This window comes from Psychromonas sp. (assembly GCF_983033635.1).
In genome coordinates this window covers 9,831-10,643 of record NZ_CEZLMY010000123.1, presented here as the reverse complement: position 1 = coordinate 10,643, position 813 = coordinate 9,831, and the positions used below count along the sequence as shown (strand labels likewise).

Annotated in this window: 1 tRNA gene and 1 pseudogene; both read right to left on the bottom strand. The window is 41.0% G+C overall.

The window, feature by feature from the left end:
- Window positions 1-117 precede the first annotated feature (117 nt).
- Window positions 118-194: transfer RNA gene (locus tag AC4GME_RS13850), tRNA-Asp, on the bottom strand.
- Window positions 195-382: 188 nt separating this feature from the next.
- Window positions 383-813 (bottom strand): annotated as a pseudogene (locus AC4GME_RS13845) (hypothetical protein); the annotation flags it as partial.

The following is an 813-nucleotide window of genomic DNA, read 5'->3' as shown; positions in this document are numbered from 1 at the left end:
CGCGACCCCCGGCGTGACAGGCCGGTATTCTAACCAACTGAACTACCACTCCACGTGATAATTATCAGATTCAACATTTGAGCTAACATACGTCAATAGCATATCTAAATATGATATTGGCGGAGTGGACGGGACTCGAACCCGCGACCCCCGGCGTGACAGGCCGGTATTCTAACCAACTGAACTACCACTCCAGTTAGCATCAATCGCTGTGTTTAACACTGCGTTTGTTGAGGCGCCGATAATACGTAGTTGCCTTTGCTGAGTCAATAAGGAAAAAGAAAAAAAATGCAATATTAGGTTTTAACTTCCTCAAGTGCCTACTTTCTGCTCAAAAAACTTAAAAATGCAAGGATTTACATTTCCAAGTCGTTTAAAAACATTATATCCTTGCTTGTTTTTTGCCCGCCTTCAGATCTATTGATGTTGGCTGCAGTTCATCAAGTGTTAATTCTGATGGTGTCTGATCATCACTATTTTTGTTGGATTGTTTGTTTTTTATTCTACGTCGGATAATAATAAAAATTAGCGCGGATAGAATAAGTAAACTGCTAATCGCAATTGCTGAAATAAGCCATACGTTTTCCCATAGCGATGTTGGTAGTTGTGGCTCCATAACTTCAGTTTCAGTTTCAGTGGTTGCAGTTTCACTTGTATCGATTTCCGGCATAATAAATTTAGGCAGTAACTCAATAAGCTGCTCAGGTAATTGCAGTTCAATCTCTCTGCCTGAACGGGTGGTCGCAAACGCCTTAGCTGATAAAGTGAACACGCCGTAAGCTAGCGTTGTTGTTTTACTGAATCTGTTTTTTG